The sequence below is a fragment of the Sandaracinobacteroides saxicola genome (assembly GCF_014117445.1).
In the GTDB taxonomy this organism is placed as follows: Bacteria; Pseudomonadota; Alphaproteobacteria; order Sphingomonadales; family Sphingomonadaceae; genus Sandaracinobacteroides_A; species Sandaracinobacteroides_A saxicola.
On record NZ_CP059851.1, the window covers coordinates 667,094 to 691,626 of the forward strand.

At 68.1% G+C, this 24,533-nt stretch carries 31 protein-coding genes and 1 tRNA gene; 9 read left to right on the forward strand and 23 right to left on the reverse strand.

Annotation, left to right across the window (positions count from 1 at the left end):
- Positions 1-14: 14 nt before the first annotated feature.
- From H3309_RS03295 to H3309_RS03305, 3 genes are all read right to left on the reverse strand, one after another.
- On the reverse strand, positions 15-482 hold the full coding sequence (locus H3309_RS03295; RefSeq protein WP_182297362.1) for a hypothetical protein: 468 nt from the start codon (positions 480-482) through the stop codon (positions 15-17).
- Positions 479-1,144, reverse strand: coding sequence for a PEPxxWA-CTERM sorting domain-containing protein (locus tag H3309_RS17110; RefSeq protein ID WP_243453824.1), 666 nt, complete (start codon positions 1,142-1,144; stop codon positions 479-481). Before H3309_RS17110 ends, H3309_RS03295 begins: the two co-directional genes overlap by 4 nt.
- Positions 1,145-1,256: 112 nt before the next feature.
- A complete protein-coding gene (locus H3309_RS03305; protein ID WP_182297363.1) occupies positions 1,257-1,763 on the reverse strand; it encodes a GcrA family cell cycle regulator in 507 nt (168 codons plus the stop codon).
- 48 nt (positions 1,764-1,811) lie between these two features.
- Here H3309_RS03305 and H3309_RS03310 point away from each other — a divergent pair, with 48 nt between their 5' ends.
- A complete protein-coding gene (locus H3309_RS03310; protein ID WP_182297364.1) occupies positions 1,812-2,657 on the forward strand; it encodes an ABC transporter permease in 846 nt (281 codons plus the stop codon).
- Here the strand turns inward: H3309_RS03310 and H3309_RS03315 are convergent.
- Entirely contained in the window at positions 2,629-3,240 is a 612-nt protein-coding gene (locus tag H3309_RS03315) for a TetR/AcrR family transcriptional regulator (RefSeq protein ID WP_182297365.1), read from the reverse strand. The two genes, H3309_RS03310 and H3309_RS03315, sit on opposite strands and share 29 nt — an antisense overlap.
- Positions 3,241-3,345: 105 nt before the next feature.
- Between H3309_RS03315 and H3309_RS03320 the strand changes: the two genes are divergently transcribed.
- The 5 genes from H3309_RS03320 to H3309_RS03340 all read left to right on the forward strand — a co-directional run bounded on the left by H3309_RS03320 (position 3,346) and on the right by H3309_RS03340 (position 7,517).
- A complete protein-coding gene (locus H3309_RS03320) occupies positions 3,346-3,951 on the forward strand; it encodes a glutathione binding-like protein (protein WP_182297366.1) in 606 nt (201 codons plus the stop codon).
- Between the two features lie 96 nt (positions 3,952-4,047).
- Complete coding sequence (locus tag H3309_RS03325; RefSeq protein ID WP_182297367.1) at positions 4,048-5,235, forward strand: aspartate aminotransferase family protein; 1,188 nt, start codon at positions 4,048-4,050, stop codon at positions 5,233-5,235.
- Positions 5,235-6,152: an ornithine carbamoyltransferase gene (argF, locus tag H3309_RS03330; RefSeq protein ID WP_182297368.1), complete on the forward strand. Its 918-nt coding sequence runs from the start codon at positions 5,235-5,237 to the stop codon at positions 6,150-6,152. Before H3309_RS03325 ends, argF begins: the two co-directional genes overlap by 1 nt.
- Entirely contained in the window at positions 6,149-7,030 is an 882-nt protein-coding gene (hslO, locus tag H3309_RS03335) for an Hsp33 family molecular chaperone HslO (protein WP_243453825.1), read from the forward strand. The genes argF and hslO overlap by 4 nt, the downstream gene beginning before the upstream one ends.
- Before the next feature lie 118 nt (positions 7,031-7,148).
- Positions 7,149-7,517, forward strand: coding sequence for a hypothetical protein (locus H3309_RS03340; RefSeq protein WP_182297370.1), 369 nt, complete (start codon positions 7,149-7,151; stop codon positions 7,515-7,517).
- 4 nt (positions 7,518-7,521) lie between these two features.
- Here H3309_RS03340 and H3309_RS03345 read toward each other — a convergent pair whose 3' ends face one another.
- From H3309_RS03345 to H3309_RS03355, 3 genes are read right to left on the reverse strand one after another with little or no spacing between them, the layout of a single operon-like run.
- Positions 7,522-8,808 (reverse strand): N-succinylarginine dihydrolase, encoded by a 1,287-nt coding sequence (locus H3309_RS03345; RefSeq protein WP_182297371.1) that lies wholly within the window; start codon positions 8,806-8,808, stop codon positions 7,522-7,524.
- Complete coding sequence (astD, locus tag H3309_RS03350) at positions 8,808-10,208, reverse strand: succinylglutamate-semialdehyde dehydrogenase (RefSeq protein WP_182297372.1); 1,401 nt, start codon at positions 10,206-10,208, stop codon at positions 8,808-8,810. The genes H3309_RS03345 and astD overlap by 1 nt, the downstream gene beginning before the upstream one ends.
- On the reverse strand, positions 10,195-11,214 hold the full coding sequence (locus H3309_RS03355; RefSeq protein WP_243453826.1) for an arginine N-succinyltransferase: 1,020 nt from the start codon (positions 11,212-11,214) through the stop codon (positions 10,195-10,197). Before H3309_RS03355 ends, astD begins: the two co-directional genes overlap by 14 nt.
- Positions 11,215-11,297: 83 nt before the next feature.
- On the opposite strand from H3309_RS03355, the gene H3309_RS03360 reads away from it, so the two are divergent.
- Entirely contained in the window at positions 11,298-11,753 is a 456-nt protein-coding gene (locus H3309_RS03360; RefSeq protein ID WP_182297373.1) for an Lrp/AsnC family transcriptional regulator, read from the forward strand.
- A gap of 35 nt (positions 11,754-11,788) precedes the next feature.
- Here H3309_RS03360 and H3309_RS03365 read toward each other — a convergent pair whose 3' ends face one another.
- From H3309_RS03365 to dgcA, 14 genes are all read right to left on the reverse strand, one after another.
- Positions 11,789-11,965 (reverse strand): YdcH family protein, encoded by a 177-nt coding sequence (locus H3309_RS03365; protein WP_182297374.1) that lies wholly within the window; start codon positions 11,963-11,965, stop codon positions 11,789-11,791.
- 94 nt (positions 11,966-12,059) lie between these two features.
- Positions 12,060-12,428, reverse strand: coding sequence for a type II toxin-antitoxin system VapC family toxin (locus tag H3309_RS03370; RefSeq protein WP_182297375.1), 369 nt, complete (start codon positions 12,426-12,428; stop codon positions 12,060-12,062).
- Positions 12,425-12,649, reverse strand: a complete 225-nt coding sequence (locus H3309_RS03375; RefSeq protein ID WP_182297376.1) for a type II toxin-antitoxin system VapB family antitoxin — start codon at positions 12,647-12,649, stop codon at positions 12,425-12,427. Before H3309_RS03375 ends, H3309_RS03370 begins: the two co-directional genes overlap by 4 nt.
- A 57-nt stretch (positions 12,650-12,706) precedes the next feature.
- Positions 12,707-14,080 (reverse strand): dihydrolipoyl dehydrogenase, encoded by a 1,374-nt coding sequence (gene lpdA / locus H3309_RS03380; protein WP_182297377.1) that lies wholly within the window; start codon positions 14,078-14,080, stop codon positions 12,707-12,709.
- On the reverse strand, positions 14,080-14,493 hold the full coding sequence (locus tag H3309_RS03385; RefSeq protein ID WP_182297378.1) for a PIN domain-containing protein: 414 nt from the start codon (positions 14,491-14,493) through the stop codon (positions 14,080-14,082). Before H3309_RS03385 ends, lpdA begins: the two co-directional genes overlap by 1 nt.
- Positions 14,490-14,759 (reverse strand): type II toxin-antitoxin system Phd/YefM family antitoxin, encoded by a 270-nt coding sequence (locus H3309_RS03390; protein ID WP_182297379.1) that lies wholly within the window; start codon positions 14,757-14,759, stop codon positions 14,490-14,492. Before H3309_RS03390 ends, H3309_RS03385 begins: the two co-directional genes overlap by 4 nt.
- Before the next feature lie 58 nt (positions 14,760-14,817).
- A complete protein-coding gene (locus H3309_RS03395; RefSeq protein WP_182297380.1) occupies positions 14,818-16,224 on the reverse strand; it encodes a pyruvate dehydrogenase complex dihydrolipoamide acetyltransferase in 1,407 nt (468 codons plus the stop codon).
- A gap of 4 nt (positions 16,225-16,228) precedes the next feature.
- Positions 16,229-16,528, reverse strand: coding sequence for a hypothetical protein (locus H3309_RS03400; protein WP_182297381.1), 300 nt, complete (start codon positions 16,526-16,528; stop codon positions 16,229-16,231).
- 60 nt (positions 16,529-16,588) lie between these two features.
- Positions 16,589-18,013 carry a pyruvate dehydrogenase complex E1 component subunit beta gene (locus tag H3309_RS03405; RefSeq protein ID WP_398399500.1) on the reverse strand — a complete coding sequence of 475 codons (1,425 nt, stop codon included), beginning with the start codon at positions 18,011-18,013 and terminating at the stop codon, positions 16,589-16,591.
- Entirely contained in the window at positions 18,013-19,026 is a 1,014-nt protein-coding gene (pdhA, locus tag H3309_RS03410) for a pyruvate dehydrogenase (acetyl-transferring) E1 component subunit alpha (RefSeq protein ID WP_398400232.1), read from the reverse strand. Before pdhA ends, H3309_RS03405 begins: the two co-directional genes overlap by 1 nt.
- A gap of 141 nt (positions 19,027-19,167) precedes the next feature.
- The gene (locus tag H3309_RS03415) at positions 19,168-19,500 is read right to left on the reverse strand and encodes an FtsB family cell division protein (protein WP_182297383.1); all 333 of its coding nucleotides are present in this window, start codon (positions 19,498-19,500) and stop codon (positions 19,168-19,170) included.
- A 58-nt stretch (positions 19,501-19,558) separates the two neighbouring features.
- A complete protein-coding gene (gene eno / locus H3309_RS03420; protein ID WP_182297384.1) occupies positions 19,559-20,836 on the reverse strand; it encodes a phosphopyruvate hydratase in 1,278 nt (425 codons plus the stop codon).
- An 18-nt stretch (positions 20,837-20,854) separates the two neighbouring features.
- Positions 20,855-21,337, reverse strand: coding sequence for a DUF3291 domain-containing protein (locus tag H3309_RS03425; RefSeq protein WP_182297385.1), 483 nt, complete (start codon positions 21,335-21,337; stop codon positions 20,855-20,857).
- 20 nt (positions 21,338-21,357) lie between these two features.
- Positions 21,358-22,338 (reverse strand): N-acetyl-D-Glu racemase DgcA, encoded by a 981-nt coding sequence (dgcA, locus tag H3309_RS03430; RefSeq protein ID WP_182297386.1) that lies wholly within the window; start codon positions 22,336-22,338, stop codon positions 21,358-21,360.
- A 45-nt stretch (positions 22,339-22,383) separates the two neighbouring features.
- Between dgcA and H3309_RS03435 the strand changes: the two genes are divergently transcribed.
- Both H3309_RS03435 and H3309_RS03440 read left to right on the forward strand, forming a co-directional pair.
- A complete protein-coding gene (locus tag H3309_RS03435) occupies positions 22,384-22,770 on the forward strand; it encodes a YkvA family protein (RefSeq protein WP_182297387.1) in 387 nt (128 codons plus the stop codon).
- The gene (locus tag H3309_RS03440; protein WP_182297388.1) at positions 22,770-23,084 is read left to right on the forward strand and encodes a hypothetical protein; all 315 of its coding nucleotides are present in this window, start codon (positions 22,770-22,772) and stop codon (positions 23,082-23,084) included. The genes H3309_RS03435 and H3309_RS03440 overlap by 1 nt, the downstream gene beginning before the upstream one ends.
- 31 nt (positions 23,085-23,115) lie before the next feature.
- Here H3309_RS03440 and H3309_RS03445 read toward each other — a convergent pair.
- Positions 23,116-23,192, reverse strand: a tRNA-Pro gene (locus H3309_RS03445).
- 37 nt (positions 23,193-23,229) lie between these two features.
- Positions 23,230-24,528: an FAD-dependent oxidoreductase gene (locus tag H3309_RS03450; RefSeq protein WP_182297389.1), complete on the reverse strand. Its 1,299-nt coding sequence runs from the start codon at positions 24,526-24,528 to the stop codon at positions 23,230-23,232.
- Positions 24,529-24,533 lie beyond the last annotated feature (5 nt).

Genomic DNA, 24,533 nt, shown 5'->3' on the forward strand with positions numbered 1-24,533 from the left:
GGGAAGGGGGCTGATCAGGCAGCGACGCTGCTGAGAAGTGCTGCTTCGAGGTCGGGACTGGTGGCGAGCGCGCGATAGGCCGCGGCCAGTTCCGGTGTGGCGACCTCGATCAACAGGCATTCGTCGATCCAGAACTCGATGATGTCGAGCGGGCCGTGGGTGGCGCGGTGGGCGTGGCAGCCCCAGCGCCGGGCGATCTCGAGCACGCGCGCTTCGGGATGCGGCGTTTCGATGAGGAGATGGAACCCGCTCTCGTGTGTCGTGCGGCCGGGACGGTTGGCGACGGTTTCCCCGCGGACATAGTGGAATTCGCGCCCGCGTTCGAGGAAGAAGAGCGCGGTGCCATGATCGTCGCCGGCAAGCGCTGCCCAGGCATGCTCGCCGAGTTCGGGGAAGGGCATGGCCTTGCCGCCGAAGAGTTCGGCGACGGCCTGGGCGGCGAAGCGGGGGCTGCTGACGGTGACGGAGCCGTGGAGGATCATCGGACACCTCCCGCGGCACGGGCCGGGCGGCGGCGGAGCGCGACGCCGGTGAGGCCGAAGCCGGCGATGAACAGCGCCCAGGTGGCGGGTTCGGGGACGCCGGCGGTGATGTCGGTGTAGCCAAAGGTGCCTTCACCCTTGGCGAGGTCGGCGATGCCGGTGTTGCCGCCGCCGCTGCGGGTCCACATGTTGAAGCGATAGTCGGCGACGGCGAGGCCGCGCGAGGGCAGCAGCGCGGTGTCGACGAAGGTTGCGAAGCCGTTGGCCTCTGAGAAGACGGCGTCGGCAAGCGTGGTGACCGTGGGCGGCGCACTGTCGTTGAACGCGGTCACCGTGACGCTGCCGTCGGCGCGCACCACGACGACGGCATCGAAGGTCACGCCGGGTCCGACCGGCGGTGTTCCGGAGAACAGGCCGGCGGTGCCGGCGCCGCGATCCACACCGAAGACATAGGACGCGCCGGGCGTGGCGCCGAAATCGCCGGCCAGAAAGGTGGTGAAGACGATCCCGAGGTCGAGGTTGATGATGTCCGTGCTGGTGATGTCGAGGTCCGCGGCATTGATACCGGCGTGGGTGGGGAGAAAGTCGCCGGTCGCGTCGCTGACCGCGAACGCCGGGCTGGTGAGGGCGAGGGCAGCGAGGGCTGCCAGAAGGCTACGCATGATGATCCTTTCCTGTTGCGCCGCGTGCAGGCGGCGGAAAGGCCCTGTGAGGGGGGTGCGTTGCCGGGGTCGTTGTATGCTGCGTTGCAGCGAACGTGGTTTTTTGCGCCTGTTATCGCGGACGCGGCAGGTTGGGGCCGATGGGGCGGCCGGGCTGGCCCATGGGGCGGTCCTTGCGCGGCATCTGCGCCTGGTAGGCGACCAGGCAATGTTCGCCGCAATAGGGGAAGCCGGGGTTCACCGGCTTGCCGCAGAAGTGGAAGTCGGCCTCGTCAGGATGGCCGATGGGCCATTTGCAGATGCGGTCATTGAGGTCGAGCAGGGTGACGCGGGCGGCCTTGGGCGCGGGCTTGGCCGGTTTCGGCTTGGGCGCCGCGACGACGGCCGGCGCCGGGCGGGGTTCGGCGGGGGCGGCCACGGCGGCGGCCGGGGCGGGGGCCGGCGCGGCCTCGGCGACTTTCAGCGGCGAGGGGCGGCTGGCGAGGCCGAGGCGGTGCGCCTTGCCGATGATGGCGTTGCGGCTGATGCCCTCGGCCAGGATTTCGGCGATCTGGCTGGCGGACTTGCCCTCTTCCCACAGTTTTTTCAGCTGCGCGATGCGCTCGTCGGTCCAGGCCATGTCAGTCTCTCTTGTCTTGTCGGGCCGACCGCCTAAAGCAGTCGACCCATGAACGCCAGCCCGCCCAGCCGAACCGTTTTTCCTGAGTCGGGGCGCGCCGAACCGGGCAAGCCGGTGATCGTGGGCATCAACTGGGTGGGGTTGCAGACACTCTATCTGAAGGAGGTGCGCCGCTTTTTCAAGGTGCAGCTGCAAACGGTGTGGGCGCCGGCGATCACGACGCTGCTGTTCCTGGCCATTTTCACGCTGGCGCTGGGGGGCGTGAAGCAGGAGGTGCTGGGGGTGCCCTATGCCAGTTTCCTGGCGCCGGGGCTGATCATCATGGGCATGGTGCAGAACGCCTTTGCCAACAGCAGCAGCAGCCTGTTGATCGCGAAGATCCAGGGCAGCATCGTTGACGTGCTGATGCCGCCGCTGTCGGCCGGCGAGCTGCTGGCGAGTTTCGTGGCCGGTGCGGTGACGCGGGCCTGGCTGGTGGGGCTGGCGGTCTATGCCGCGATGATCCTGTGGCCGGGGGTGAGCGTGAGCATCGCCGATCCGTTGCGGGTGCTGCTGTTCGGCACGCTGGGCGCCATCCTGCTGAGCCTGCTGGGGGTGCTGACGGGCATCTGGGCGGACAAGTTCGACCATGCGGCGGCGGTGACGAACTTCGTGGTGCAGCCGCTGACGCTGCTGTCGGGCACCTTCTATGCCATCGACCGGCTGCACGGCGTGGTGCAGGGGATCAGCCTGTCGAACCCCTTTTTCTATTTGATCGACGGTTTCCGCAGCGGCTTCATCGGGGTGGCGGAGGCGAATGTCTGGGTCGGCCTCGCCTATGTCGGCGGGTTGAATGTGGTGCTGTGGGGGCTGTGCTACGTGCTCCTCAGGCGGGGCTGGAAACTGCGCGCCTGAGGAGGTCGAGCGCGGCGCCGGTGAGGCGGTCGAGGCTGGCACGGTCGGCACCGGCACGGGCACGGACGGCGAGGCTGTGCTGGATGGCGGCGAGCGCGGCGCCCAGGGCATCGACATCGGTTCCGGCGGCAAGCTGTCCGTCCTGCACCGCGCGCGCCAGGCGGTCGGCAAGCAGGGAATCGATGGTGGCGATTACCTTGGCAAGGGCGTGGCGGATGGCGGGATCGGTGGCGGCTTCGGCCGGTGCGGTGCAGAGCGCGAGGCAGCCTTCGGGACCGTCGCGGCCGGTGAGATAGAGGCAGGTGGCGGCGTCGAACAGGGCGGCGACGGCGTCGACCACATCGGCCTGCCGCTCCAGCAGCGGCGGCAGCGCGCTGGCGACGAAGCGGTCGAGGTCGGCAAGGCTGCGCAGGTACATGGCCTGCTTGTCGCCAAAGCCGGCGTAGAGGCTGGGACGGGCGAGACCGGTGGCGCGCGACAGGTCGTCCAGCGAGGCGGCGGCAAAGCCCTGATGGCGGAATTCGGCGGCGAGCGCGGCCTGCGCGGCGGCAGGGTCGTAGGCGCGGGGGCGGCCGCGGGGCATTTTTGTATCGTTTCGCATAAAATACTTGACCGGCCTCCGGGTACGGCGATATTTTGTGCGAGTCGGTATATAAATCGCCGACGGCAATATCAAGGGAGTGAGACGATGCGGTTGTATTTTGCCCCCATGGCCTGCTCGCTGGCGGCGCGGATCGCGCTCAACGAGGCGGGAATTGATGCGGACTATACGCAGGTGAGGCTGGCGGAGCGCCGGACGGCGGAGGGCGAGGATTATCTGGCGATCAACCCCAAGGCGCAGGTGCCGGCGCTCGGCCTGCCCGATGGCCGGGTGGTGACCGAAGGCCCGGCGGTGTTGCAGCTGATCGCCGACGCCGCGCCGGAGGCCGGCCTGGTGCCCGCGGCGGGCACGGCGGCGCGGGTGGAAGTGCAGGCTTGGCTGAATTTCCTGGCGACGGAAATCCACAAGGGGCTGTTCTATCCGCTGTTCCATCCGATGGCGCCGGAAGGCGCGCGGGATTTCGCGCGGGAGACGGCGATGCCGAAGCTGGCGCATCTGGCGACGCGCGAGTGGCTGGTGGAGCGCTTCAGCATCGCCGACGCCTATCTGCTGGCGATCCTGAACTGGTTCGAGGCGGGGAAGCTGGACATCCGCGACTGGCCGGTGCTGGCGGCCTGGCGGGAGCGGGTGCGGCAGCGGCCCTCGGTGGTGGCGGCGCTCAGGGCGGAACTGCCGCTGTACCAGGCCGCATAGCATGGGGTGGAAATAGCGGTTGCGAATCGGTATGACCCGGGCATCTGGCGGCGTGTCGCAGCGCCGCCTTTTGCTTTTTGAAGGAAAGACCGTCCGATGGCCATCACCCCGCTCATGCCCGTTTATCCCCGGTGCGAGGTGGAGCCGGTGCGCGGCGAGGGGGCGTGGCTGTTCGATGCCCAGGGGCGCAAATGGCTGGATTTCGCCAGCGGCATCGCGGTCAACCTGCTGGGGCACGGGCATCCGCACCTGACGGCCGCGATCCAGAAGCAGGCGGCGACGCTGATGCACACGTCGAACCTGTACGGCAGCCCGCAGCAGCGGGCCCTGGCGGAGCGGCTGGTGTCGCTGACCTTCGCCGACACGGTGTTCTTCACCAATTCCGGCGCCGAGGCGCTGGAGTGCGCGATCAAGACCTGCAAGGCCTATCACTACGCCACGGGCAATCCGCACAAATATCGCATCCTGACCTTCAGCAACGCCTTCCATGGCCGCACGCTGGCAACGATCGCCGCGACCGACCAGGAAAAGCTGCGCAAGGGGTTCGAGCCGCTGCCCGACTGGTTCACCGTGCTGCCGTTCGATGACCTGGCGGCGGCGGAAGCGGCGATCGACGACTCGATCGGCGGCTTCCTGGTGGAGCCGGTACAGGGCGAGGGCGGCATCCGGCCGGCGAGCCGCGAATTCCTGCACGGGCTGCGCGCGCTGGCGGACAAGCATGGCCTGCTGCTGATGTTCGACGAGGTGCAGTGCGGCGTGGCGCGGACCGGGACGCTGTTCGCGCATGAGCAATATGGTGTCACGCCCGATGTGATGGCGATCGCCAAGGGCATCGGCGGCGGCTTTCCGGTGGGCGCCTGCCTGGCGACGGAGCGCGCGGCGGCCGGCATGGTGATCGGCACGCATGGCAGCACCTATGGTGGCAATCCGCTGGCGATGGCGGCCTGCCAGGCGGTGCTGGATGTCGTGGCCGAGCCGTCCTTCCTGGAGCAGGTGAAGCAGACCGGCGCGCGGCTGCGCGCGGCAATCGAGCAGATGATGCCGAACCACGACCATCTGTTCGACCATGTGCGGGGCATGGGGCTGATGCTGGGCATCAAGCTGAAGGCGGACAGCCGGGCCTTCGTGAACCATGCGCGCAGCCATGGCATCCTGCTGGTGGCCGCCGGCGACAATGTGGTGCGCGTGCTGCCACCACTGAACATCGACGAAAGCCATATCCGCGAGTGCGTGGAGCGGCTGTCCGCGGCGGCGGCGGCGTTCGAGCTTCCTAAGGCCGCCTGATGGCGCGGCATTTCCTGAACCTGGCGGATGTCGGTTGCGCCGGACTGCGGGCGTTGCTGGATGCGGCGCATGCGCGCAAGGCCGCGCGGGCGGGCTGGCCGCAGGGGCGGGTGGATGGCGACGCGCCGCTTGCCGATCATGTGCTGGCGGCGGTGTTCGAAAAGCCATCGACCCGCACGCGGCTGAGTTTCGACATCGCGATGCGGCAGCTGGGCGGCGCGACCATCACGCTTGCCGCCGGTGACATGCAGCTGGGCCGGGGCGAGACGGTGGGGGATACGGCGCGGGCGCTGTCCGGCTATGTCGATGCCATCGCCATCCGCGCGAACCGTCATGCCGATGTCCAGGCCTTGGCGGCGGAGGCGGGCGTGCCGGTGATCAACGCGCTGACCGACTGGTCCCACCCCTGCCAGATCGTGGCGGATGTGATGACCGTGGAAGAATCGCTGCGCAGCAGCGTGGCGGGGCTGCGCTGGGCCTGGCTGGGCGACGGCAACAATGTGGCGCACTCGCTGATCGAGGCGGCGGACCTGCTGGGGTTCGAGCTGGCGCTGGCGGTGCCCGAAGGCCATGATCCCGATCCCGCCCTGCTGGCGGGTTCGCGGGGGGTGCATGTGACGCGCGATGCGGCGGCGGCGGTGCGTCGGGCCGATGTGGTGGTGACGGATACCTGGGTGTCGATGGGGCAGGCCGGTGGCGCGGCGAAGATGGCGGCGATGGCGCCCTATCAGGTCACCGCGGCGCTGATGGCGAAAGCCCTGCCGCATGCGGTTTTCCTGCATTGCCTGCCGGCGCACCGGGGTGAGGAGGTGACGGGGGATGTGATCGACGGCCCGCAGAGCCGGGTGTGGGCGGAGGCGGCCAATCGCGTGCATGCGCAGAAAGCCATCCTGTTGTGGGCGTTGGGGCGGCTGTGAGCGACGCCATATTGGGGTTCACCATTCCCGGTCGGGGGGCGAGGGGGCGGCTGGTGCGGCTGGACGGGGTTTCGGCGGAGATCCTGGCGGCGCATGACTATCCGGCCGCCTGTTCGGCGCTGCTGGGCGAGGCGCTGGCGCTGACAGCGCTGATGGGCAGCCTGTTGCGGCAGGATGAGGGGCAGGTGACGGTGCAGGCGCAGGCGCAGGGCGGGCCGGTTTCCATGCTGGTGGCGGATTACCGGCCGGTCGGGGCCATGGCCGAGGTGCGCGGCTATCTGCAGCATGGCGCCGGTGCGGCGACGGGGGCTTCGCTGCCGGACCTGTTCGGCGAGGGCTATCTGGCGATCACGCTGGAGGCGACGGCGGCGGCCGAGCGCTATCAGGGCATCGTGCCGCTGGAGGGGGCGACGCTGGCGGAGGCGGCGGAAGCCTATTTCAACGGCAGCGAGCAGTTGCCGACGCTGGTGCGGCTGGCGGCGGCGCCGGGGGCCAATGGCTGGCGGGCGGCCGGGCTGCTGCTGCAGCATCTGCCGCGCGGCGAGGTGGACGCGCCGCGACTGGGTGTGAGCGGCGACGTGCCGGGGGTGCCGGCGGACTGGGCGCATGTGGCGGCGCTGGCGGGAACGGTGACGGCGGACGAACTGCTGGACGCCGGCCTGCCGTTCGACGCGCTGCTGTGGCGGCTGTTCAACGAGGATGAGGTGAGGGTGACACCGCCGGTGACAGTGGTGAAGGGCTGCCGCTGCTCGCTGCCGTATATCCGCGGGGTGCTGGCGGGGTTTCCCGAGGAGGAGCGGCTGGCGATGCGCGGCGACGATGGCCTGATCGGGGTGGATTGCGGCTTTTGCGCCCGGCGGTTCGAGCTGGCTTTGTAAGAAAGCGACAAATCGACGGCAGTAGGCATGATTTTGCGGCATGCCGGGATTGATTCATCCGGCGCGCTGCCCCTTTGTCGGTCCCATGAACGGGATGAGTCGGATTGCCCTCTTTTGCATGGTGCTGGCGGCGCCCGCGGCGGCGCAGGACCTGGCGCTGCTGCGCGATTTCGTGCCCGGCGCCTATGAGGCGCGTGAGGTCGGGCAGGATTGGGGCGCGCGCAGCCTGTGCCTGGACCGGCCGGTGCAGCTGCTGTTCGATGGTGATCCGCCGGCGGCGAAGTGCGAATGGACGGTGCTGGGTGACGAGGCGACCAAGGCGGCGGTCAGCTATCGCTGCAACGGCAAACGCTCCGGCCGCACTGACCTGCGGCGCGACGCTGCCGGCGTCTATGTGGTGGATGCGCAGGGGATTGCCGGCGCGCTGCCGTTCGCGCGCAAGAGCGAATATCGGCGGACGGGGGCGTGCCGGGCGCCGGCGCAGTAGCTTCTCAGCAGCGGAGCGCGTCGGCGGGGATTTGCAGCTGGTCCAGCAGGGCGGCGTGGGCCGCGGCGGTATCGGCCCAGAGCGACGGGTTGCCGAGGTCGGATGGATTGATCGCCTGGGGCCAATGGGTTTCGACGAGGCGTTCGAGGGCGTCGAGCCGGGCGTCGTCGACCAGGAAGCGCGGGTCCACGGCGGCGAGCGCGGCATCGGACAGCGCGACGCGCAGCCGCAGGCAGGCGGGGCCGCCGCCGTTGCGCATCGATTCGCGCAGGTCGAGGATGTGGAGGTGGGTGATCGGGTTGGCGGGGTCGGCGACGACGCGTTGCAGCCAGGCCCAGACGCTGGGGGTTTCGCGGGCCTCGGCGGGGAGGAACAGCGCCATGCCGTCGGGCAGGCTCACCAGCGCGGCGTTGAAGACGTAGCTGGCGATGGCATCGGCGAGCGGCACGTCGGCGGCGGGGGCTTCGACGAGGGTGAAGCCGGGGACGCGGGCCTGAAGCGCGGCGACGAGCCCGTTGCGGTCGTGAAATGCCGTTTCATGGGCGAACAGGACAGACTCGTTGGCGACGGCGACGACATCATTGTGGAAGGCGCCGGACTGGATGGCGATGTCGGCCTGGCGGGCGAACAGCGCATCACGGGTGCCGTGCTGACGGGCGACGGCCTGGGAAGCGCGGACATGCTGGCGCGCGGGGAAGGCGCCACCCGCTTCGCCATAGACGAAAACCTGGGTGGCGGGGTCGGCGTGGGTGGCGGCAAGGCGCATGTGGTTGGCGGCGCCTTCGTCGCCGAAGCAGGGCGGGATGGGCGCGTGCACGGCGAAATGCTGCCGGTCGGCGAAGGCGAGGCGGAGTTGCGCGTGGGTGAAGGCGGCCTCTTGCGCGCGGTGCGGCATGGTGGCGAGGTTGGCCGGGGTGAAATGGGTGCGGCCATCGCCACTGTCCGGCGCCGGACAGACGGTGGCGGCGTTGGCGGTCCACATGGCGCTGGCAGACGTTGCCGCGGCGAACAGCGGCGGATCCTCGCGCGCGGCGGTGGCGAGCACGGTGGCGTCGTTGCCGGTGAAGCCGAAACCGCGCAGCCAGGCGGCGTTGGGGCGGCGGTGGGGGAGGAGCAGCCCCTGGGGGACGCCCAAGGAGACGAGGCGCCGCATCTTGCCGAGGCTCTGGAGCGCGGCGCGGCGCGGCGCGCTGGTGGCACCGGCGTTGCTGGTGGCGGCGAGGTTGCCGAGGCTGAGGCCGGCATAGTTGTGGCTGGGGCCGACGAGGCCATCGAGATTGAGTTCGCGCATCAGATCAGCCCTGTGCCGATGGTGGCGGCCGGGGTTTCGGACTCCATGCTGGCGACCGGCCAGGCGCAATAATCGGCGGCATAATAGGCGCTGGGGCGGTGGTTGCCGGAGAGGCCGATGCCGCCGAAGGGCGCGTTGGAGGCGGCGCCGTTGGTGGGGCGGTTCCAGTTGACGATGCCGGCGCGGCTCTTAGCCCAGAAATCATCGTAGCGCGCGCGGTCGCCCCCGAGCAGCGCGGCGGAGAGGCCGAAGCGCGTGTTGTTGGCGGCGGCGATGGCCTCGTCCCAATCGGCAACGCGGGTGACGGTGAGGAGGGGGCCGAAATGTTCCTCGTCGGGCTGGCTTGTGCCGGTGACGTCGATGAGCGCGGGGGTGAGGAAGGGGCGGTCGGGGTCAGGGCGGGTGAGGGGGCGGATGACCGTGCCGGGCATGGTGGCGGCGGCCGACATCAGCCGCGTGGCGGCGCGGTTGTCGATGACGGGGCCCATGAAGGGTTGGGGGTCGGCGAACGGTTCACCAATGCGCAGCCGTTCCATCAGTGAAACGACACGGTCGATAAGGTGGGCGTGGGCGCCATCGCGTATGATCAGCCGGCGGGCGCAGGTGCAGCGCTGGCCGGCTGACAGATAGGCCGACTGGACGATGGTGGCGGCGGCATCGTCGAGATGCGCGGGATCGAGGTCCCAGACGAGGAGCGGGTTGTTGCCGCCCATTTCGAGCGCCAGGATGCGGTGCGGGGTTTCCGCGAACTGGCGGGCGAGTGCAGAGCCGGTGGGGGCGCTGCCGGTGAAAAGAAGCCCGTCGATATCGCTGCCGGCGAGTGCGCGGCCGGTGTCGGCGAGGCCGTGGATGACGGTGAGGACGCCTGGGGGCAGGCCGGCGGCGGCCCAGAGCGCGGCCATGAAATCGGCGGTGGCGGGGGTGAGTTCGGAGGGTTTCAGCACCACGGCGTTGCCGGCGAGCAGGGCGGGCACGATGTGGCCGTTGGGCAGGTGCACCGGGAAATTGTACGGGCCGAGCACGCCGAGGACGCCGTGCGGTTTGTGGCGGAGTGCCTGGGTGGCGGCGCCGGCGGCGCTGCTGCGTTCGCCGGTGCGTTCCCTCAGCGCGGTGATGCTGATGTCCACCTTGGCCGCGGTGCTGGCGACCTCGGTGCGGGTTTCCCACAGCGGCTTGCCGGTTTCGCGGGAGATCAGGCGGGCGAAGGCGTCGGCCTGCTCCTCGACCGCAGCCTTGAAGGCGCGCGCGACCGCGATGCGCGTGTCGAGGCCGGCGGCCCACCAGGCGGGTTGGACGGCGCGGGCACGGGTGACGACGGCGGCGACCGCGGCAGCGTCGCCGATGGCGCCCTGCCAGATGGTTTCGCCGGTGCAGGGGTCGAAGCTGTTAAAAGATGACATGCGACACATCCTGTCCATCAAGGTCGGCGCTGGCGGGGACGCGCAGCGTGTCGCCGTCGGCGATGCCCAGCGTGACGCGCGCGGTGAAACGTTCGGCTTCGCCGGCGGCGACCAGGCGGGCTTCGCCGGCGGCGCTGCCGGCGCGGGCGGTGGCGCGCCGCGCGGTGGCGACGCTGGTGATGCGGTCGGTCGCGCATTCCACCGTCGGCCCGCCATCGAAGATGTCGATATAGCCGTTGTGGACGAAGCCTTCCTTCGCCAGCATGGCGAGGGCCGCGCGGCCGGCGGGGTGGCATTGGCCGATGACGGCGCGGGCACTTTCGGGCAGCAGCGCGGCATAGACGGCGTGTTTGGGCATCAGGTCGGCGATGAACTGGTTGCCGTGCAGGCTGTTGAACTTGTCGGCCTCGCGGAAGTCCATGCCGAAGAAGCGGCCGGCGAGACCGTCCCAGAAGGGGCTGTTGCCGGTTTCGTCGATGACGCCGCGCAGCTCGGCGATCATGCGGTCGCCGAAGCGGGCGCGGTGGCGGGCGACGAACAGGTAGCGGCTGCGCGCCAGCAGCCGGCCGAGGCCGCCGGTGCGGCGGGCGGGGTGCAGGAACAGCCCGCCCACTTCGCTGGCGCCGTCATAATCGTTCACCAGGTGCAGCACCTGGGTGGAGAGGGTGCGGCCCAGTTCCTTGCTCTGTTTGGAAAGGGTGGTGAGCTTGTAGCTGTAGAAGGGCCATTCGACGCCGACGCGGCTGAACAGGCAGGCGGTGCCGGCGATTTCCTGGGTGCGGCGATGGGCGAGGACAAGCATGTAGAGCTCGTTCTGCGGACCATCGAGGGCGGCGGCGAGGCTTTCCAGCGACCAGTTGATGCGCAGCGCCAGTTCGTCGCGGTCCGGCGGCAGGTTGGTGAAGCCGCCGCCGGTCAGCTGCGCCAGCGCGTAAAGCGCGTCCACGTCCGACGCGCAGGCGGTGCGGATGTGCCAGTCGTGGAGTTCCCCGATGTCCATGGGCATGGGTCTTGCCAGAAAGCGCAGCGCAGCGGTAACGATATTCTGAGGTTTCGACCGCAGATTCTGCGGCAATGAAGGGTGTTTCCATGGACAGGATCGACCGGCGCATCTTGCTGGCGTTGCAAAATGACGGACGGATGACCAATGCGGCGCTGGCGGAACGGGTGGCGCTGAGCCCGAGCGCCTGCCTGGCGCGGGTGCGGGCGCTGGAGGAGGCGGGGGTGATCGCCGGCTATCGCGCGGTGGTGGCGGTGGAGAAGATCAGGCCGGCGCTGACCATCTATGGCGAGGTGACGCTGAAACGGCACCTGCCGGAGGATTTCGCGGCGGTGGAGGCGATGCTGCGCGGCGAACCGCGGGTGCTGGAGGCCGCCGAGATCAGCGGCAAGAGCGACTATCTGGTGACCTGCATGGTCGCCGACATGGCGGAGTGGCGGGCGATGACGGCGGAATGGACGGCCGGTCCGTGGCAGATCGAGCGGGTGACGAGCAGCGTGGCAATGCACCGGACCAAGGCGTTCGCGGGGTTTCCGCTTGGCTGACGCTCCGGCCCGCTGACGGGCCGGAGCGCGACGCATCAGGCGAAGGCGAGGCTGCGGTCGATGCCGGTCATGCGGTCCTTGACCTTCAGCTTGGTCTTTTTGAGCCGAGCGAGGCGGACGGCGTCGGGCAGGCGACGCGCCCGTTCGGCCTGGATTTCATGGTCGAGCTTCAGGTGCAGGCGGCGCAGATTGGCAATGAGTTTGAATGACATATCCCTCTCCCGTGGATGACACGTCCCCTGTGGACCGAAAGGTTGGGAGGTGTCTGGCGGCCTTCAACCCCCCGGCCGGCGAGTTGAGTAAAATTCATGGCAAGTCGGCGCCGAGTTTCAGCAGACCGGCTGCGGCGAGGAGCCGCCGGTCGCGCGTCCAGAGGCGACAGCCGGCGGTGAGCATCGTTGCGGCAAGCAGATGCACATCGATGTAGCTGAGTTTGCGGGAATGGAGCGGGACGGATTCGATAAATTGCATCACCTCTTCATGCGATGCGGTTTCGCATCGCGGGAGTTCATCGAGCATGGTCAGCACGTCATCGCGTCCTATGATCGGCCCGACGGCGATTTCACCCAGCACCATCGGATGGACGTGAAGTTGACGATTGCTGACAAGTTCGGTCAGCTTTGCATCCGGCTGACGAAAATGAACGAGCCAGATATTCGTGTCGGCCAGGATCAAGCAAAAGGCTCGCTGTCAGCGCCGAACTCGTCCCATGGTCGCTTTCGCGGGGTGATTTCCAGGTCGGGCATCGTTCCGCCCAGCGCTGCCAGCCGGAGTCCGGCCTGCCACGCCACATAGGACCGCAAGGCTTCATTGATGACCGCCGATTTTTCCTTGAGACCGGAATAGACCGCGGCCCGTTCGATCAGCCGATCATCCAGGGTGACAGTTGTACGCATGTCAATTCTCCGCTTCGCATATCAAATGGCACCATTTGATGCTTTTTTCAATGCCAGCTACAGATGGATGACGCGGCCATAGGCGTCGAGCACGCTTTCGTGCATCATTTCGCTGAGCGTTGGGTGGGGGAAGATGGTGGCCATCAGGGTTTCCTCGGTCGCCTCGCATTGGCGGGCGATGGCATAGCCCTGGATCAGTTCGGTGACTTCGGCGCCGGCCATGTGGGCGCCCAGCAGCTCGCCGGTGCTGGCGTCGAACACGGTCTTGACGATGCCATCCGCCTCGCCGAGCGCGATCGCCTTGCCGTTGCCGATGAAGGGGAAGCGGCCGACCTTGACCTGGTGGCCGGCCTCGATGGCCTTCGCTTCAGTGAGGCCGACGCTGGCGACCTGGGGGCGGGAATAGGTGCAGCCGGGGATGTTGGATTTGTCCATGGGGTGGGCGTGCGGCTGGTTGGTGAGGCGTTCGACGGCGACGATGCCTTCGTGGCTGGCCTTGTGCGCGAGCCAGGGGGCGCCGGTGACGTCACCGATCGCCCAGAGGCCGGGGACGGTGGTGGCGCCCCATTCGTCCGTGACGATGTGGCCGCGGTCGGTCTTTACGCCGAGGGCTTCGAGCCCGAGATTTTCGGTGTTGGGGGCGATGCCGATGGCGATGATGACATGGCTGAAGCGCGATGCTTCGCCATTGATGGTGGCGGTGACGCCGTCGGCGTCGGGTTCCAGCTTTTCGACGCTGGATTGGGTGCGCAGCGTCATGCCCTGTTTGGTCAGCGCCTTGGCCATGAAGGCGCTGATGTCGGCATCCTCCACGGGCAGGATGCGGTCCAGCATTTCGACGACGGTGACCTTTGCGCCCATGTCCGAATAGAAGCTGGCGAATTCGATGCCGATGGCGCCGCTGCCGATGACCAAGAGGTCTGTCGGCATGGCGGGCGGGACCATGGCGTGGCGGTAGGTCCAGATGCGCTCGCCATCGGCCTTCAGGTGGGGGAGTTCGCGGGCGCGGGCGCCGGTGGCGATGATGATGTTGGGGGCGGTGAGGGTGCGCTCGCCGACCTGGACGGTGGTGGCGGAGGCGAGGGTGGCGACGCCTTCAACGACGGTGACCTTGTTCTTCTTCATCAGGCCCTTGACGCCGGCATTCAATTGCCCGGCGACCTTGCGGCTGCGGTCGGTCACCTTGGCGAGGTCGAAGCTGGGTTTGTCCGCGGTGAGGCCGTAGGCGCTGGCGTGGTCCATGTAGTGCTTGATTTCGGACGTGCGCAGCAGCGCCTTGGTGGGGATGCAGCCCCAGTTGAGGCAGATGCCGCCAAGGCGCTCGCGCTCCACGATGGCGACCTTCTGACCAAGCTGCGACGCGCGGATGGCGGCGACATAGCCGCCGGGGCCGGAGCCGATGATGATGAGGTCGAAGGGTTCGGCGGGCATTACACAGTCTCCGGTTCTGCATATCGGATGTTTTCGGGCAGCCAGGTGACGATGCCCGTTCCGAACAGGTCACGATCGCGGGTCATGACCGGGGCATTGAACGCCATGGCAAGGGCGAGGAGGGGCCAATCCTTGTCGCGCGCGCAGCCGACAAGGCGCGCCATGGCCTGGGTTTGGAAGGACGCATAATCCTCCTGGCCGGTCACGGACACCAGCGACCACAGGATGGACGGGTTTGGCATGGGCACTGCCTTGTGGCGCGCCACATGAGGCACAACGGTGGCGACTTCTTCGGCCTGTGCGGCCGGCGTTGTCAGCGCGAAGCCCCGGTCGTTCAAATCTCTCAGCATTCGCATCGATGTTCCGAACAGCGAGCCCAGCAGGATGTTGGCGTCGATGATGAGGTCGCTCACGGCTTGCCGTCGGCGAGTGGTGCTCCTGACGGGTCAAGGCCAAGGTCGGCGAGAATGTCGTACGGCTCGATCCCGTGTGCGCGCAGCGATGCCTGATAAGCCTCGATGTCGCGCACTGCGGCCGCAGCGACTTCAGCAGGAACCGGACGTCGCTCGGGAATGAAGCGGCCCAGGCGCTTTCCGCGGTTGGTGATGACCACCGGCTCCGCGCCGTGCACCATCTCGCTGAAACGCTCGCGAAACTCGCGAATTCCGACCTGGATCATGCAGCTGCTCCTTGTGCACACATATGTGGCAACAAGGCGTGGGAGTCAAGTTCAGCGTTCAAGCGAGCATCCCCAGTGGCGCTTCGATCAGGGTTTTGAAGGCGCTCATCAGCTGGGCGCCGACGGCGCCGTCGATGGCGCGGTGGTCGAAGCTGCCGGTGGCGCTCATCACGGTGGCGATGGCCAGCGCGTCGTCCACCACATAGGGGCGTTTTTCGCCGGCGCCGACCGCAAGAATCAACCCTTCCGGCGGGTTGATGACGGCGTCGAACTGTTTGATGCCGAACATGCCCAGGTTGGAGAGGCTGGCGGTGCCGCCGCTGTATTCGGGCGGTTGCAGCTTGCCCTCCTTGGCGCGGGCGGCGAGATCTTTCATTTCGGTGGCGATTGCCGAGAGGCGTTTGTTGCCGGCGTCGCGGATGACGGGGGTGATGAGGCCGCCGGGAATGGCGACGGCGACGGAGATGTCCGCGCGGTGGAATTTGCGCAGGGAATCGCCGGCGAAGCTGACGTTGGCGTCCGGCACGGCGTGGAGGGCGAGGCCGAGCGCCTTTACGATCAGGTCGTTGACGGAAAGCTTGATGTTCTGCGGTTCGAGCGCCTTGTTCAGGTCGGCGCGGAGTTTGAGGAGGGCGTCGAGCCGGACATCGACCGTGAGGTAGAAATGCGGGACGGTGGTTTTGGATTCGGTGAGGCGGCGCGCGATGGTCTTGCGCATGTTGCTGAGTTTGAGGGTGTCGTGGGGGACGTCCGTGGGGGCTGGGGTGGATGCGGTGATAGTGTTGCCCCCTCCGCTCGCCGTTGGCGAGTCGCTCCCCCGTGCCGGGGGAGAGACTGGTGCGGTTTCAGCGGCTTGCTGAGCGCTGACGATAGCAAGGGCCGGGCGGGCGGTGGCGGCTTCGACGTCGGCTTTGATGATGCGGCCGCCCGGGCCGGTGCCGGTGAGGGTGGCGAGGTCGATGTTGCGGACCTGGGCGATGCGGCGGGCGAGGGGGGAGGCGATGGGGCGCGTGCCCCCTCCGTCACTCGCTGCGCTCGTGCCACCTCCCCCGCTGCGCAGGGGAGGAGCGACTGGTGCGCTTGCGGGCGTTGGTTGCTCCACCTTGCTGGGTTCTGTCGAGGTGGGTGTTGGTTGGGGTGGGGGGGCCTTTGCGGGGAGGGTGACACCCCCTCCGCTCGGCTGCACCGAGTCGCTCCCCCTTGCAGGGGGAGAGCTGTCCTCGCCTTCTTCGGCGAGGGTGGCGATGGGGGTGTTGACTTTGACCTCCTCGGCGCCTTCCTCGACCAGGAGGGCCGTGACGGTACCTTCGTCCACGGCTTCGACTTCCATGGTCGCCTTGTCGGTTTCGATCTCGGCGATGATCTGGCCGGATTTGACGCTGTCGCCGGGCTTGATGTGCCATTTGGCGAGCGTGCCCGATTCCATCGTGGGGGACAGGGCGGGCATGGTGATGGTGATGGGCATGGCTTTACTCCGGCATTGCTTCAATCGCCGTGCGAATAGCATTCGCGTCTCCCCCCGGCGGCGTTACGGCGGCAACAATCTCGTCTATGGTATGGGATTTTGAGCGCCTTATACCTGCCAAGACAATCATCAAAAGAATTTCATCTGGAGCATTTCTGAGCTCTTTGACCTGCGTTCGCATGCCTTCAAACGCTGGCACGCAAAAACTTGTGATTCTCGCCCCTAAATCAACGTCATCACGAAACGGCAAGGTTTTGCAGAAATAGTCCCAGCGGTCGCAAGCGCGTTCCACCATCGGTCTCATCACTCTGATTGCGTCGTCTGCGTTCGACTTTCGTCTGCGAAATGGCCACATAGCAGCAGCTCAACAGATCGATTTGACGGCGGCGACCACATCCGCGGCCTTTACCAGGGCGGCTTTTTCGAGGTTGTTGGCGTAGGGGAGGGGGACGTCCTTGTTGGTGACGCGCAGGACGGGGGCGTCGAGGTCGTCGAAGCCTTGTTCCATGCAGAGGGCGATGATCTCGCTGGCGATGCTGCACGTGGGCCAGTTTTCTTCGACAACGATGAGCCTGTTGGTTTTTTTGAGCGACGCCAGCACGGCGGCGGTGTCGAGCGGGCGGAGGGTGCGGAGGTCGAGGACTTCGGCTTCGATGCCTTCGGCGCTCAGCGTTTTGGCGGCGTCCAGCGCGATGCCGACGCCGATCGAATAGCTGACGAGGGTGACGTGCTGGCCCTCGCGCATCAGGCGGGCCTTGCCGATGGGGACCACATGCTCACCTTCCGGCACTTCGAAGCTGTGGCCGTAGAGGAGTTCATTTTCCAGGAAAACGACCGGGTCTTCGGAGCGGATGGCGCTTTTCAGCAGCCCCTTGGCGTCGGCGGCGTCATAGGGGGCGATGACGATGAGGCCGGGGACGGAGGCGTACCAGGCGGCATAGTTCTGGCTGTGCTGCGCGGCGACGCGGCTGGCGGCACCGTTCGGGCCGCGGAAGACGATGGGGCAGCGCATCTGGCCGCCGGACATGTAATTGGTCTTGGCGGCGCTGTTGATGATGTGGTCGATCGCCTGCATGGCGAAGTTGAAGGTCATGAACTCGACGATGGGTTTGAGGCCGCCCATGGCGGCACCGGCGCCCAGGCCGGCGAAGCCCATCTCTGTGATGGGCGTGTCGACCACGCGGCGCTCGCCGAATTCGTCGAGCAGGCCCTGGGTGACCTTGTAGGCGCCCTGGTATTGCGCGACTTCCTCCCCCATCACGAAGACGCGGTCGTCGGCGCGCATTTCCTCGGCCATGGCGTCGCGGAGCGCCTCGCGGACGGTTTGTTTGCGGGTGGGAGCCCCACCCGCCGCGCTAGCGCGCGAGTCGACCTCCCCGCTCTCCGCTGCGCGGGGCGGGGAGGTGGCGGCGGATGGTTGGGGCGCGATGTTTGTCGCGAGGCTGGCGGGGCTGTCGGCGGGTTTGGCGTTGACGGAGGTGGCAACAGGCGTCGCAGCGGCGGGCTCGGGATCCGGGGCGGCTGCCGGTTCTGCGGGTGCTGCCGTCTCGCCTTCTGCCGCCATCCGCGCGATCACGGTGCCGACTTTCACGCCGTCGGTGCCGGCTTCGACCAGGATTTCGGTGACGGTGCCGCCTTCGTCCGATTCCAGCTCCATCGTCGCCTTGTCGGTTTCGATTTCGGCGATGACGGCGCCGGGTTTCACCACGTCGCCCACCTTCACCAGCCAGGTGGCGAGGCTGCCTTCCTCCATGGTGGGGGACATGGCGGGGAGTTTGATGTCGGCCATCAGTAACGCTCCACCAGCACGTCGGTATAGAGTTCGGCAAGGTCGGGTTCGGGGGCCTGTTCCGCGAAATCGGCGGCTTCAGCGACCTGGGCGCGGATGACCTTCTCGATCTCCTTCAGCGCCGTTTCATCCGCGAAACCGCGTTTCAATATGTCGGCGCGGGCATTGTCGATGGGGTCGCTCTTGTCGCGCATCGCCTGCACCTCGTCCCGACTGCGGTATTTGGCCGGATCGGACATGCTGTGGCCGCGATAGCGGTAGGTCTTCATTTCGAGCAGAATCGGCCCCTTGCCGCCGCGCACCCATTCGAGCGCGCTGTTCATCGCGCCGCGCACGGCGAGCACGTCCATGCCATCGACCTGCATGCCCTCGATGCGGAAGCTCTCGCCGCGACGGTAGAGCTGGTCCTCGGCGCTCGCCCGGTTGACGCTGGTGCCCATGGCGTACTGGTTGTTTTCGATGATGAAGATGACGGGCAGCTTCCACAGCTCTGCCATGTTGAAGCTTTCATAGACCTGCCCCTGGTTGGCGGCGCCGTCGCCAAAGTAGGTCAGCGCCACGCCGCCATCGGCCTTATACTTGTGGGCGAAACCGAGGCCGGTGCCGAGCGACACCTGGGCGCCGACAATGCCGTGGCCGCCGTAGAAGCCATGTTCGACGCTGAACATGTGCATGGAGCCGCCCTTGCCGCGGCTGATGCCGGCGGCGCGGCCCGTCAGTTCGGCCATCACCACCTTCGGGTCGATGTGGCAGGCGAGCATGTGGCCATGGTCGCGGTAGCCGGTGATGACGCTGTCGCGGCCGGGCTGGATCGCCGATTGCAGCCCGGTGACGACGGCTTCCTGGCCGATGTAGAGGTGGCAGAAACCGCCGATCAGGCCCATGCCGTAGAGCTGGCCGGCCTTCTCCTCGAAGCGGCGGATCAGCAGCATCATGCGGTAGAATTCGAGATATTCGGCGACGTTGGTCTCGTGGCGGACGGGTTCGGGGAGGGCATCGAACCGATCCGGTATTGCCTTTGTCGCCGCTTTGACCGGTGAGGCTTTTGGCACGCCATTTACTCCCGAAATGCTTTCCCCCGCTCATGAAGCGGCGGCGCAGCGATTTCAAGCGCCATGGTGCGGGGTGCGCATACGTAAAACCGGCACGGCATGTTACCGGATTGGTTGGCGCTTTTCGGATTCCAGCGGCACGATGATCTCGTCGGGGCGGACGACGCCGAGCTGCTGACGCACCAGCTCGTCGGCATAGTCGGGGTCGACCTTGCGCGGGTCGAGCAGGTCGATGCGGCGCTGCATGGCGTCGCGCTCCGCGGTCAGCTGCTGCTTGCGCGCCTGGAGCGCGGCGCTTTCCTGGCGGATGCTGCCGAGCGACAGCAGGCCGGCGGCGCCGAAGGTGGCATGGCTGAGGAAATAGGCGGCCACCAGGATGCAGGCCGCCGGCAGGGCGGCGCGCGACAGCAGGTCGAAGAGCGGGTGGCGCGTCATCACGGCCACAGAATCACGGGTGATTCGCCGCGTCAACCGGCAATCATGCAAAATAAGGTCAAGCGCGCAGGATGGCACCCCCGGCGTAACGGGCGGTGGTGCCAAGCTCCGCCTCGATCCGCAGCAGCTGATTGTATTTGGCGAGGCGGTCGGAGCGGCTCAGCGAACCCGTCTTGATCTGGCCGCAGTTGGTGGCAACGGCGAGGTCGGCGATGGTCGCGTCCTCGGTCTCGCCGCTGCGGTGGCTCATCACCGTGGTGTAGCCGGCGCGGTGGGCGGTTTCGACGGCGTCCAGCGTTTCGGAGAGCGTGCCGATCTGGTTGACCTTCACCAGCATGGAGTTGGCGACGCCGCGGGCGATGCCGTCCCGCAGCCGCGCGCTGTTGGTGACGAACAGGTCGTCACCGACCAGTTGCACCTTGGTTCCGATGGCGTCGGTGAGCGCCTTCCAGCCGTCCCAGTCATCCTCGCCCATGCCATCCTCGATGCTGATGATCGGGTAGCGGGCGGTGAGCTCGGCGAGGAAGCCGGCCATGTCGGCGGGGGAAAGCTTTCGGCCCTCGCCGGTCATGTCATAGGTGCCGTCCTTGAAGAATTCGGTGGCGGCGCAGTCGAGCGCCAAGGCGATGTCCTCGCCGGGGCGGTAGCCGGCGGCTTCGATGGCCTGGAGGATGACGTCGAGCGCTTCGGTCGCCGACGACAGGTTGGGGGCGAAGCCGCCTTCGTCGCCGACGGCGGTGGACAGGCCGCGGTCGTGCAGTTTCCTTTTCAGCGTGTGGAAGATTTCGGCGCCCCAGCGCAGGCCCTCCCCAAAACTTTCCGCGCCGATCGGCATGACCATGAATTCCTGGAAGTCGATGGGGTTGTCGGCATGGGCGCCGCCGTTGATGATGTTCATCATGGGAACGGGCAGCAGGCGGGCGCGGGTGCCGCCGACATAGCGGTAGAGCGGCAGCCCGCGGGCGTCGGCGGCGGCCTTAGCGGCGGCGAGGCTGACACCCAGGATGGCGTTGGCGCCCAGCCGGGACTTGTTTGGCGTGCCGTCGAGTTGGATCAGGCTGGCATCGATCTCCTCCTGCCCCTCGGCATCGACACCGACCAGCGCGTCGGCGATCTCGCCGTTGACCGCCGCGACCGCTTTCAGCACGCCCTTGCCGCCGTAGCGGGATTTGTCGCCGTCGCGCTTTTCATTGGCTTCGTGCGCGCCGGTGGAGGCGCCGGAGGGAACGGCGGCGCGGCCCATGCTGCCGTCTTCCAGGATGCAATCCACCTCGACGGTGGGGTTGCCGCGGCTGTCGAGGATTTCGCGGGCGATGAGGTCGGCGATGGCGGTCATGCAAGCTCCTGGGAAATATCAGGCGCAGTCGTCGAGGACGGGGAGCGCGGGGGTGCCGTCTGGCGCGGGAAAGGGGGTGCGGAAGCCGAAGGCGTGCGCCGTCGGCCCGTGCCGGTCGAGGTGGGCGATGCGGGCCATGCCCTCGGCGACGGTGGGCAGCGTGCCGGCGGGGAGCCACCAGAGCGCGACGCGGGTGGAGCCGGGTTCGAACCAGTCCCGCCGGCGGCGCATGATGGCGAGATGGTCGGGCTGGCGATAGGCGTAGGCGGCGAGCGCGTCGAGGTCGGTCCAGACCGACATGTTGACGATGAGGTTGGGGTCGTTCGGCAGCACTTCGATGTCGGTGGCGTCATTGCCGTCGCCGACCAGGCGCCAGATGAATCCCGGGGCGGCGTCGGCCTGTGCGTTCACCGGATCGAGCGCGGCGATGAAGTCCGCGTTCGCCGGATGGTCGCGGGACAGGCGGAAGCGGGCGATGTTGATCTGGGCGAGGTGGAACATGGCGGCGCGTTGATAGCCGTTCAGCCCCAAAGTTCAACTGTCGGGGGCTCGACGTCGCTGCCGCTGAAGCGCAGGCCATGCGGGCGGTCGGTGGCGAGGAGCAGGGGGCCATCGAGGTCGGCGTGGCTGCCCTGCATCGCGATCATGAAGGCCGGGGCGATGCCGAGCGATGTGGAGAGCATGCAGCCGGTCATGACGCCGAGGCCGCGCTGCTTGGCGGCGTGGAGCAGGGCGAGGGCCTCGGTGAGGCCGCCGGCCTTGTCGAGCTTGATGTTGATGAAGCGGTAGCGGCCGACGATGGCGTCCAGGCTCTCGCGGGTGTGGCAGCTTTCGTCGGCGGCGAGCGGGATGGCGGGGCGGACGCCATCGAGCAGATGGTCCTGGCCGGCGGGGACGGGCTGTTCGATCAGCTCGACATGGAAGGCGGCGAGCGCGTGGGTTTCCGCCTCGATGTCGAGCGCTCCCCAGGCTTCGTTGGCGTCGGCGATCAGGCGGGCGTCGGGGGCGGCGGCGCGGACTGCGGAGACGCGGTCGCGGTCTCCTTCGCCGCCGAGTTTCAGTTTGAGGAGTTCGCGGTGGCGGGCGGCGTGCGCCGCGGCGGCCATGGCGGCGGGGGTGCCGAGGCTGATGGTGTAGGCGGTGAGGAGCGGCCGGGGCCGGGGGAGGCCGAGCAGCTGCCAGACGCGGTGGCCGCTCTGTTTGGCTTCGAGGTCCCAGAGGGCGGCATCGATGGCGTTGCGGGCGGCCCCGGGGGGGAGGAGGGTGAGGAGGTCGGCGCGGGTGGCGCCCGCGGCCAGCGCCGGCGCGGCGGATTGTGCCGTGGCGAGGGCGGCTTCGGCGCTGTCGCCATGGTAATAGATGGCGGTGCCTTCGCCATGGCCTTGGTGGCGACCGTCGGTGAGGGTGACGGACAGGACGTCGACATGATGCTTGGCGCCGCGGCTGATGGTGAAGGCGGCTTTGGTGGCGAAGCGGTCGATGCGGGCGGAAAGGATGGGCATCGCGGGTGCCTAGCGGTTGCCGGTTGTGGCCGCTAGACTGCGGGCATGAGCATCAGGGAACGGGTGAGGGCGGCGGGGCATCGGTTGCGGCGGGACGCGCATGCGCTGTGGATCGCGGCGCGCGATCCGCGCACGCCGCTGATGGCGAAGCTGGTGGGCGGATTCGTGGCGGCCTATGCGTTCAGCCCGATCGACCTGATCCCGGATTTCGTGCCGGTGCTGGGCTGGCTGGACGACCTGATCATCGTGCCGTTCGGCATCTGGCTGGCGATGCGGCTGGTGCCGGCGCCGCTGTGGGCGGAGCATCTGGCGGCGGCGGAGGTGGCGACGGCGCGGCCGATCAGCACGGCGGGCGCGGTGATCGTGGGGTTCCTCTGGCTGCTGATCATCGCCAGTGTGGCCGGGTCGATCTGGGCGATGAGGTATTGGTGATGGCGGAGGACGCGGGCGAGGAGATCGAGCTGGACCCGGTGGTGACGGTGGCGCGCATCACCACGCTGGAGATGCTGGTGCGGCAGATGATGGTGGTGCAGCTGCGGATGCTGGACGAGCGCGGGCATATCAGGCTGACGCCGGATTATGTCGCCGAGCTGTCGCGCGCCTATGCCGCGAAGGTGGATGAAAGCCCGATCATCGAGAGCAATTCGCCGGGCGTGAACTATGCCTTCAAGATGAATGTGCTCAACCAGCTGGAGCGGTTTTTCGACGAGATCACGGCGCATCTGAAGGCGACCGGGACATCTTGAGGCGCCGTGCGGCGACTGGCTTGCGGCACGGTGGTCGGGGAAAGAGGATTCGAACCTCCGGCCCCTGCCTCCCGAAGACAGTGCTCTACCAGGCTGAGCTATTCCCCGGACCGAAGCGCGGCCATACCCACCCCGGTCGGCACAATCAACCCCCCATCGCCGCCGCCATGGCGTCGAGCGTCACGAATTTCTCGCGCGGGGCGCCCGGCCGTGCCCGCGCCACCTCCGCGGCGTCGATCCGGCGCCAGCCGTCATAGCCGCTGGCGCGCACGCCGCGCGCCGCCAGGATGGTGTCGAGCATCGCGCCGCCGGGCCGGCCCTCGCCGGTTTCCGCCGCCATCGCCTCCACCACGGCGAAGGCGTCGGTGCGGTTGGTGCCGATGGTGCCGCTGGGCCCGCGCCGCGCCCAGCCGGTGCACCACAGCCGGTCGGCGATCCGCCCGTCCCTGTTCATGAACTTTCCGCCCCGGGCATCGAACGGCACGTCCGGGACCGGGCCGGTGCGATAGCCGATGCAGGGGATCACCATGCCGCAGGGGATCACCCGCAGCTCCCCGGTGCCGGTCGCGACGCCATCGGCATCCACCCGCGTGCGCTCCACCTGCAACCCTTCCGCCCGGCCTTCGCCCAGCACGGCGACCGGCCGGCTAAAGAAGTCGAAGCCGATGCGCACCGGCTTGCCGGCGTCCGGGCCGCGGGCGGCGAAGCCCCTGAGGTGGGCGAGCACCTTGCGCAGGCCCGGCTCCAGCGCGGCGTCGGCCTCCGGTGGCGGGAAGTCCGCGCCATCGACCAGCGGCGTCGCGCGTTCCAGTTCGCCGAGCTCCCCCAGTTCCTTGGGGGTGAAGCTGACCTGGTGCGGCCCGCGCCGGCCGACCAGGTGCACCGACCGCACCGCGCTGCCCGCGAGCGCGTCCAGCGCATGGCCGGCGATGTCGCTGTCCGCCAGCTCGGCGCGGGTCTTCGCCAGCACCCGGGCGCAATCGATGGCGACATTGCCGTTGCCGATTACGCAGACCGCGCCGGCGTCCAGGGGCGGGTTGAGGCCGGCGTGATCGGGATGGCCGTTGTACCAGCCGACGAAGGCCGCCGAGCCGATCACGCCGGGCAGGTCCTCGCCGGGGATGCCGAGGGACCGGTCGTGCGGGGCGCCGGTGGCCAGCACCACGGCGTCATAGGCCTCCAGCAGCTCGCCGATGCCGACATCCGTGCCCAGCGTCACGCCGCCGACATAGCGCAGCTGGCCGCCGCTGGCGGTCGCGTCGTAGCGCCGGCTGACCGCCTTGATCGACTGGTGGTCCGGCGCCACGCCGGCGCGGATCAGCCCGAAGGGAGTCGGCAGCCGGTCGATCATGTCGATCCGCACCGCGTCGCCGAACCGCTTGATGGCGGCTTCGGCGGCATAGAAACCCGCCGGACCCGATCCGACGATGGCGATGTTGGGCATTGGTC